Here is an 8,210-nt window from a genome sequence, read left to right on the forward strand (position 1 = left end):
GGTCCTCCGGCGGCGGGTCGTGGTCGAACCAGGGGGCGCCGGTCCCGTTCACCGAGCGCGCCGCGTCGTGCCCGTGCAGCCGGGCGAGCGCGTCGCGGTCCAGGCTCGCCAGCGCGATCGCGATCACCACGACCCCGGCGGGCACGTTGATGTAGAAGATCCAGGGCCAGCCCCACGCCTGCACGATCAGGCCGCCGAGGACGGGCCCGCTGACCGCGCCGAGCGGCCCCAGGGTCATGACGAGCGCGCTCGCCCGTCCCGCGAGCTCCGGCCGGACGGCCCGCACCGTCACCGCCGGGACCAGCGCGAACAGCACCGCCGCGAACGCCCCCTGCACCACCCGCGCCGCCACCAGCGCGCCGAGGCCGGGCGCGAGGCCCGCGGCGAGGCTGCTCAGCGTGAAACCGCCGGTCGCGAGCACGAGCGCGGCCCGCGGACCCGTCCGGTCGAGCCACCGCCCGGCGGGCAGGCTGAGCGCGACCAACGGCACCAGGTAGCCAAGGACGGCCCACTGGGCCGCGGCCGTGCGGACGCCGAGGGCGCGCTCCACGGCCGGCAGCGCCACGGCCACGATGCTGGTGTCCAGCGTGGCCATGAACACGACGAGCCCGCACCCGACCACGGGCCACCAACGGTTCCTCTCCATCGACCCTCCAAACTACACACCACGTGTACTTCAAGAAATTACACACTGCGTGCAGTTAAGGCCAGGGCTCGGGCTGAGAGCATGGGGGGCATGGCGAGGTCGATCGAGGAGCCGCGGAACGCGCGCAGCCGCCGGTCGCGGGCGGCGCTGCTGCGCGCGGCGCGCGAACTCGTCGAGGAGCACGGCATGGCGGCGACGACCATGGCGGCCGTCGCGGAGCGCGCCGGAGTGTCGCGGCGCGCCGTCTACCTGCACTTCGCGTCCCGCGCCGAGCTGATCAGCGAGCTGTTCGACTACGTGAACGAGGTCGAGGACATCGAGGGCCGGTTCGCCCCGGTGAGCGACGCGCCCGACGCGGTCGCCGCCTTGGAGCGCTTCGCGCACCGGCACGCCGCGTTCATGCCGCGCATCCTCGCGGTGTCGCGCGCGGTGGAGCGGGAGGCGGGCGACGACCCGGACGCGGCACGGCACTGGGCCACCGCGATGTACTGGCGCTACGAGACGAACCGGGCGCTCATCGCCCGCCTGGACGCCGAAGGCGTCCTCGCGCCCGGCTGGACCGTCGACACCGCCACCGACATGCTGCTCGCGCTCATCTCCAACGGCGTCAGCGAGACCCTCCTCGTCGACCGCGGCTGGACACCGGAGCAGATAGGCGACCACATGGCCCGCCTCCTGCACTCCACCTTCGTCGCCCCCCACACCCCGCGCTGAGACGATCGGCGAACGCGGAGATACCGACCCCGAGCGCTTCGTGTCGCCGGACGCGGACGGGGCAGGGTCTCCCTCGCCGATGGCGGCTGCGCGCGGGACGGGGAACGGAAGGCGGAACGAGATGGCCTCCTCTGTACCGGTGCGCCCGGCTTCGCTGAGCAGGGCCGACATCGCGGATCTCCCGGAACGGGTCGGCGGCCCGGTGGTGCTGCCCGGCGACGCCGGTTACCCGGCTGAATGTGCCACCTTCAACCTGCTGACCCCGGTACGTCCGGCGGTCGCGGTCGGCGCGACCGGCGCGGACGACGTCCGGGCCGCGGTGCGGTTCGCCGCCGAGCGGGACCTGCCGGTGGCCGTCCTCGCCACCGGACACCAGATGGCCCGCTCCGCCGAGGGGGCGGTGCTGATCAACATGTCTCGGATGGGGGCCGTCCGCGTCGACCCCGGACGGAGGGTCGCGCGCGTCGAGGGCGGAGCCCGCTGGCGCGACACCCTCGACGAGGCCGGCGCCCACGGCCTCGCTCCGATCAGCGGCGGCTCGTCCAGCGTCGGCGTCGTCGGCTACCACCTCGGCGGCGGGGCGAGCCCGATCATGGGCCGCCTCCACGGATACGCCGCCGACCACGTGCGGGCGATCGAGGTCGTCACCGCGGACGGCGAGGCGCGCCGGGCCACCCCGTCCTCCGACCCGGACCTGTACTGGGCGCTGCTCGGCGGAACGGGCAACTTCGGCGCGGTCACCGCCCTGGAGTTCGCGCTCTTCCCCGTCCGCCGGTTCTACGGCGCCGGACTCTTCTTCGCCGGCGAGCACATGGCGCGGACGTTGCACGCCTGGCGGGAATGGGCGCGCGGCCTGCCGAGGGAGATGAGCTCGTCCGTCGCCTTCCAGCGCGCTCTGCCCGCGATGCCGGAGCCCCTCCGCGGACGGTTCGTGATGCACCTGCGGTTCACCTCGCTCGGACCGCGGGACGAGGCGGAACGCGCCTTCGAACCGATGCGCCGGATCGCGCCGACGCTGCTGGAATCGATCACCGAGCCGCCCTACCGCGAGGCCGCCTCGCTGTTCCTCGACCCGCCCGGTCCTTTCCCGTGGGTCGAGCGCTCGGGAATGCTGCGGGACTTTCCCGGCGAGGCGGCCGAGGCCCTCCTCGCCGTGGCGGGCCCCGATTCGGAAAGCGAACTGAGCCTCGTCGAAGTGCGCCGCCTCGGCGGAGCCATGGAAGCGCCACCGGCCGTCCCCAACGCGGTTCCCGGCCGGGACGCGGGATGGTCGGTGCTGGGCATCGGCGGAGGCGACGCGGGCAAGACCGCGCTGTTCCAAGAGCAACTGGACACCCTGGTCGACGCGCTCGCCCCATGGACCATGGACGAGCGAATGCCCAACCTTCTCGGCGCATGGGAAGCCGCCACTCCGCAAGCCCTACGCGCGATCTACGGCCGCGAACGGTACGACCGCCTCGCCGCCGTCAAGAAGCGCTACGACCCGCGCAACCTGTTCCGCATGAACCACAACATCACGCCCGCCGACCACGCCGACGGCGGGCGGCCCAAGGATTCTTGATGCCTTGTTGGCCGCGCCCGGGGCGATATCGCGGGGTTTCGGGAAACCACCACGCTGTCCGCGCCTTGATCGTGAGGGGAGTTGCCCGGTGCCCACCCAACGCACCAGCCGAAAGCCCGCAACGGGAAGCCAGCCATGGGTGCACGTCGATGGCAGGGAGATCCAGAGTTTCGGCACGGTCCGGATGTTCCCGCTCGGCCTGTCGTTCGAGGCCCGGATGTACTCCTGCGAGAGGCTCAACCAGGTTCTGGCCGACACCCAGATCCTCTACAGCCTCTACAAGAAGCATCACTGGCTGATGCGCGGGCCGACCTTCTACCAGCTCCATCTCCTGCTCGACAAGCATGCCGAGGAGCAGCTCAAGCTGGTGGACCTGATCGCCGAGCGGGTGCAGACCCTCGGCGGCGTCGCGGTCGGCGACCCCCGCCACGTCGCGGAGATCACCGCCGTGCCGCGCCCGCCGAACGGCGCCGAGGAGGTCCCCGCGATGCTGTCGCGGCTGCTCGAGGCGCACGAGACGATCCTCGTCACGGCCCACGAGGTCGCCGCCCGCGCCCAGGAGATGGGCGACGACGGCACGAACGACCTGCTGGTCTCCGACGTCATCCGCACCGGCGAGCTGCAGGCCTGGTTCCTGATCGAGCACCTGGTCGACACCCCGCTCGTCGAGGCCCCGCACGACGGCCCCGCCCACTGACCCAGCCCATGCCGGCGCCGGTCGTCCCCTGGGCGGGCAGGGGACGCATGGGCGGTGTCAGCCGTTAGGAAGGATCACGGCGCGGCCGTTGACGCGGCCCGCGTGCAGGCGCTCGTACGCCTCGGGTGCCTCGTCGAGCGAGTAGGTCTCGACGTGCACGTCCACGACCCCGGACCGCGCCAGCTCCAGCACCTCGATCAGCTCGGCGCGGCTGCCCCAGTAGGGCGCCCGCACCGACGCGTCGTACGGGATGACGCCGAACCCGAGCTGCGCAATGCCGCCGCCGATCCCGACGATCAGCACGTCCGCCTCCACGCCCGCGACGGCCGTCGCCGTCGCCACCGTCGGCGGCGCCCCGACGAAGTCGAACACCGCCTGCGCCCCGAGCCCGCCGGTCAGCTCCCGCACGCGCGCCGTCGCCCGCTCGTCCGACAGCACCGTCTCGTGCGCGCCGACCGTCCGGGCCAGCTCCAGCTTGTCCTCCGACACGTCCAGCGCGATCACCCGCGCCGGGCTCAGCGCCCGCAGCACCTGGATCGCCACATGCCCGAGCCCGCCCGTCCCGATCACCACCGCGGCGCTGCCCGGCACCAGCTTCGGCAGCGCCCCCTTGATCGCGTGGTACGGCGTCAGCCCCGCGTCCGTCAGCGGGACGTTCCGCACCGGGTCCAGCCCGCCGAGCGGCACCAGGTGGCGGGCGTCATCGACCAGCAGGTACTCGGCGATCGCGCCGGGCGCGCCCAGCCCCGGCGGCCGGATCTCCAGCTCCTCCGCCCGCAGGCAGTAGTTCTCCTTGCCCTGCGCGCACATCAGGCACGTCCCGCATCCCCACGGCCCGTAGACGGCCACCGACTCCCCGATCGCCACCCCCTCGACACCGTCCCCGAGCGCCTCCACCGTCCCGGCGCCCTCGTGCCCGAGCGTCAGCGGCAGCGGGAACGCGAGCTGCTCCGCCGGCCAGCTCATCACCGCGATGTCGGAATGGCAGACGCCCGCCGCCGTGACCTTCAGCAGGACCTGCCCCGGGCCCACGACGGGGTCCGGCACCGTCACGACCTCCGGCGCACCGCCCACCTCGCGATACTGCACCGCCTTCATGGCTCCCCCTCCGACGACGGCCGCCGCCCCCGGACGGCCTTCTCCCTCGCCGCAGGGCATGCCCCCGAACAGGGCGTTCCACCCGCCCCGGAGGGCGGTTCACCCGGAAGCCGGTTCGGCGGGGCTCCCGCCGTCCTCCCGGCGGACGCATTCGATCCAGTACCGGCCGTCCTCGTCCCGGTGGGCGCCGTGGATGTCGGTGGCGATGTCCGGGAAGGCGCGGTCGAACTCCTCCAGCGCCCGCAAGTACGTCATCACCGGCCCGTCGTCGGGCCCGGTGGCCTCTCCCGGCATCAGCATCGGGATCCCCGGCGGGGTGACGACGACCGTCGCGGCGGAGATCCGTCCGGCCAGCCGCTCCAGCGGCACCCGCTCGGTGCCGGACCGGATGAGGCGCTGGTAGCAGTCGCCGGGCGTCAGCGCGGGCTCCGGCAGGTCGGTGAACACCCGGTCGAGCAGCGTCCCGAGGTCCGACCCGCTCAGCCGCAGATGAGCCTGCTCGCAGTACCGGCGCAGGCCGACCCCCTCGGGCCCGAAGCCGGGCACCATCTCCCGCAGCGGCACGTCGTCGTCATAGGCGTTCTTGAAGTCGACGAGGGCGTCGATCAGCGTCCCCCACTTGCCCTTCGTGATGCCGATCGAGAACAGGACGAGCAGCGTGTAGTCACCGGTCTTCTCCACCACGATCCCGCGTCGCCGCAGGTAGGCGGCCACGACCGGCGCGGGGACGCCCCAGCGGGCCGGCCCGCCCGCCGCGTCGGCGCCCGGGCAGGTGATCGTCACCTTGATCGGGTCCAGCAGGCAGTAGCCCTCGTCGAGGCCGTCGAACCCGTGCCAGGACGCGCCCGGCTCCAGCGCCCAGCACGAAGGCTCGGTGCACAGCAGCTCCGGGTCGGCGTCCTTGAACGGCACCGTCGCGCCCGTGCGCGGATCCGTCACGGCCGGCGGCTGCCACACGCCGAAGAACCACGGCGGACGCGCGTCGTCCGACCGGATCTGCGCGGCCACCCGCACCATGGCCTGCCGGAACCGCACCGCCTCCACGATCGCCTCGCCGGTGAGGAAGGGCCCGGACGGCCCGTCCATCATCGCCGCCGCCACGTCCAGCGACGCGATCATCGGATACAGCGGCGACGTCGAGGCGTGCATCAGATAGGTCTCGTTGAACCGGTCGTAGTCCACCGGTGCCCGCTCCGACGACCGGACGTGCAGCATCGACGACTGCGACAGCGCCGCCAGCAGCTTGTGCGTGGACTGGGTCGCGAACACCGTGGGACGTCCCGGCCCCGGCACGGCCCGCTCGTCCACCGCCATCCCGTACCGGCGCTCGTACATCCGGTTGAACCGCGCGTACGCGAACCACGCCTCGTCGAAATGGACGCGCGGGACGCTGTCGCCCAGCAGCCCCGCCACGCGCACCGCGTCGTAGCACAGCCCGTCATACGTCGAATTCGTGATCACCGCGTACGAGGGCTCCGGCGCGGCAGCGCCACCGGCGAGCGGATGACCGGCGAGGCGCCCCCGGACGGCGTCCCGCCGCAGGGCCCCCGGCGGGACGGGCCCGGCCAGCCCGAGCCCGTTGCGCTCCGGCACCAGGTACACCGGCCGGGCACCGCTGATCGTCAGCGCGTGCTGGATCGACTTGTGGCAGTTCCGGTCCACCAGCACCAGCTCGTCGCGGGCGATCGCGTGGTGCCCGACGATGCGGTTGGCGGTCGAGTTCCCGTTGACCACGAAGAACGTCCGCTCGGCCCCGAACACCCGGGCGGCGTTGCGCTCGGCGTCCCCGATCGGCCCGGTGTGCTCCAGCGGCGACCCCAGGTCCGTCACGGAGATCGACAGGTCGGTGCGCAGCAGATGCTCGCCGAAGTAGTCGAAGAACGCCCGCCCCACCCCCGTCTTGAGGAACGCGACGCCCCCCGCGTGCGCCGGGGTGTGCCACGAGTACCGGTGGTCCTCGTCGAACCGGCGCAGCGCGGCGAAGAACGGAGGCAGCCGGCTCTCGGCGTGCTCCTCCGCGGCCCGGCTGATCCTCCCGGCGATGAACGCGGGCGTGTCCTCCAGCGGGTACACCAGCCCGCAGATCACCTCGTACACCCACAGGGGCACGTCCCGGACGCCGCCGTCGCGCATCATCAGGAAGACCGGCAGCCCGTGGAAGCGTCCGGTGATCCCGCCGAGGACCTGGTCGGCGTCCTGCACCGCCCACTCGGCGAGGACCGCCGCGAGCGTCGCGTCCGACCGCAGCACCGCGAGCGCGTCCTCGGTCCGGTGGGTCCACCGCACCCGCAGCCCGCGCCGCTCCATCTCACCGCGCACGTCCCGCAACTGCTCGGCGGCCACGGAGTCGGCGTCGGCCCGCTCGCCCGCCGCGATGAGAACCGTGTGCTCCAAGGGGGCTCCTAGGCTCGGAACGAGGACCCGGTCGCCGCCAGTAGTACAACAATCACCGTGCGTGCGGACAGGCTCCGGCAGCCAACTGTCACCCACCGGTCTCGTCCGCCACCGGACGCCTCGCGCCCCACTCGGTCGGGCTGGCGGGATTCGAACCCACGACCCCTGGCACCCAAAGCCAGTGCGCTACCAAACTGCGCTACAGCCCGCGACACGCCGCCGTCCCCGGCGACCCGTGAAGTCTAATGCCGATCAGGCCCGTCCGCCTCGCTCAACCCGGCATTACGACTGCGGACCCGTTCGCTCCCCGTCACCCGGTACGCTACCGTTGACGATCGAGGGCCCAGCCGGCCCTCCAACCCCTCGCGGGCGTAGCTCAATGGTAGAGCCCCAGTCTTCCAAACTGGCTACGCGGGTTCGATTCCCGTCGCCCGCTCCCACTGAGAAGGCCCAGGTAGGAAGCCTGTTTCCCCACCTGGGCCGCCCTTTTCCTCAAGATGTCTTCGGCTTCCGTGCCCGTTGCGTGCCCGATCGTTTCGGGGTGCCCTTGTCACCCTTGTCACTGGCCCGAGCCACCTTGAACGCCTCCCCGAGCGCCTTGTCCCGATCCTGGCTCGCGTGCTGGTAGATCAGCGCCGCCCGAGATGAGGCTTGCCCCCTGCGGGACATCAGCTCTTTGAGGCTCGCGCCCGTGGTGGCCGTCAGGGTGTTGCCGACGTGCCGAAGATCGTGGAAGTGCAGATCAGAACCTGAGCCGCTGCATCTGCCAGCCGATTGCGGACCAGCAATCGACGAGACGGCCCATGACCTTGACGCCCCATCTCCCAGTCGCACAGCTTGAATCACTGCACTCTGCCGCTAGCCGACACCCCAGACAGTCACCGAGGCCAGGGCCAGCCCCGTGCGTGGACGATCGCCTTCCTCAACTCCTCCGGGTTGAGCGCCTCCACCAGCCGCTCGCCACGGCCGAGCCGGACCATCGCCCACCACGAACCGGTGGCCTCCCCGTACCAGGCCCACACCCCGGAGAACTCGCGTTCGATCTGCGCGGCGACCGGTCGCCCGCTCATCCCGTCCGACAGCACCACGGGAACCGCACC

The 8,210-nt window shown here is 72.3% G+C and carries 6 protein-coding genes, 2 tRNA genes and 1 pseudogene; 4 read left to right on the forward strand and 5 right to left on the reverse strand.

What is annotated here, in order from left to right; genetic code table 11:
• On the reverse strand, positions 1 to 646 hold a 646-nt coding region (locus ABZ914_RS41350; protein WP_500200116.1), incomplete at its 3' end, for an MFS transporter.
• Between the two features lie 90 nt (positions 647 to 736).
• On the opposite strand from ABZ914_RS41350, the gene ABZ914_RS41355 reads away from it, so the two are divergent.
• From ABZ914_RS41355 to ABZ914_RS41365, 3 genes are all read left to right on the forward strand, one after another.
• Positions 737 to 1,360 carry a TetR/AcrR family transcriptional regulator gene (locus ABZ914_RS41355; protein WP_500200119.1) on the forward strand — a complete coding sequence of 208 codons (624 nt, stop codon included), beginning with the start codon at positions 737 to 739 and terminating at the stop codon, positions 1,358 to 1,360.
• Between the two features lie 121 nt (positions 1,361 to 1,481).
• Complete coding sequence (locus tag ABZ914_RS41360; RefSeq protein WP_500200121.1) at positions 1,482 to 2,921, forward strand: FAD-binding oxidoreductase; 1,440 nt, start codon at positions 1,482 to 1,484, stop codon at positions 2,919 to 2,921.
• A 184-nt stretch (positions 2,922 to 3,105) separates the two neighbouring features.
• Positions 3,106 to 3,618, forward strand: a complete 513-nt coding sequence (locus ABZ914_RS41365; protein WP_500200126.1) for a Dps family protein — start codon at positions 3,106 to 3,108, stop codon at positions 3,616 to 3,618.
• A gap of 57 nt (positions 3,619 to 3,675) precedes the next feature.
• Here ABZ914_RS41365 and ABZ914_RS41370 read toward each other — a convergent pair whose 3' ends face one another.
• The 3 genes from ABZ914_RS41370 to ABZ914_RS41380 all read right to left on the reverse strand — a co-directional run bounded on the left by ABZ914_RS41370 (position 3,676) and on the right by ABZ914_RS41380 (position 7,319).
• A complete protein-coding gene (locus tag ABZ914_RS41370; protein WP_500200122.1) occupies positions 3,676 to 4,716 on the reverse strand; it encodes an NAD(P)-dependent alcohol dehydrogenase in 1,041 nt (346 codons plus the stop codon).
• A 99-nt stretch (positions 4,717 to 4,815) separates the two neighbouring features.
• The gene (locus ABZ914_RS41375) at positions 4,816 to 7,110 is read right to left on the reverse strand and encodes an Orn/Lys/Arg family decarboxylase (protein WP_500200124.1); all 2,295 of its coding nucleotides are present in this window, start codon (positions 7,108 to 7,110) and stop codon (positions 4,816 to 4,818) included.
• Between the two features lie 135 nt (positions 7,111 to 7,245).
• A tRNA-Pro gene (locus tag ABZ914_RS41380) sits at positions 7,246 to 7,319 on the reverse strand.
• A 156-nt stretch (positions 7,320 to 7,475) separates the two neighbouring features.
• On the opposite strand from ABZ914_RS41380, the gene ABZ914_RS41385 reads away from it, so the two are divergent.
• Positions 7,476 to 7,546 (forward strand) — tRNA-Gly (locus ABZ914_RS41385).
• A gap of 442 nt (positions 7,547 to 7,988) precedes the next feature.
• Here ABZ914_RS41385 and ABZ914_RS41390 read toward each other — a convergent pair.
• Positions 7,989 to 8,210 (reverse strand): annotated as a pseudogene (locus ABZ914_RS41390) (hypothetical protein); the annotation flags it as partial.

Source organism: Spirillospora sp. NPDC046719 (genome assembly GCF_040645715.1).
GTDB lineage: Bacteria > Actinomycetota > Actinomycetes > Streptosporangiales > Streptosporangiaceae > Spirillospora.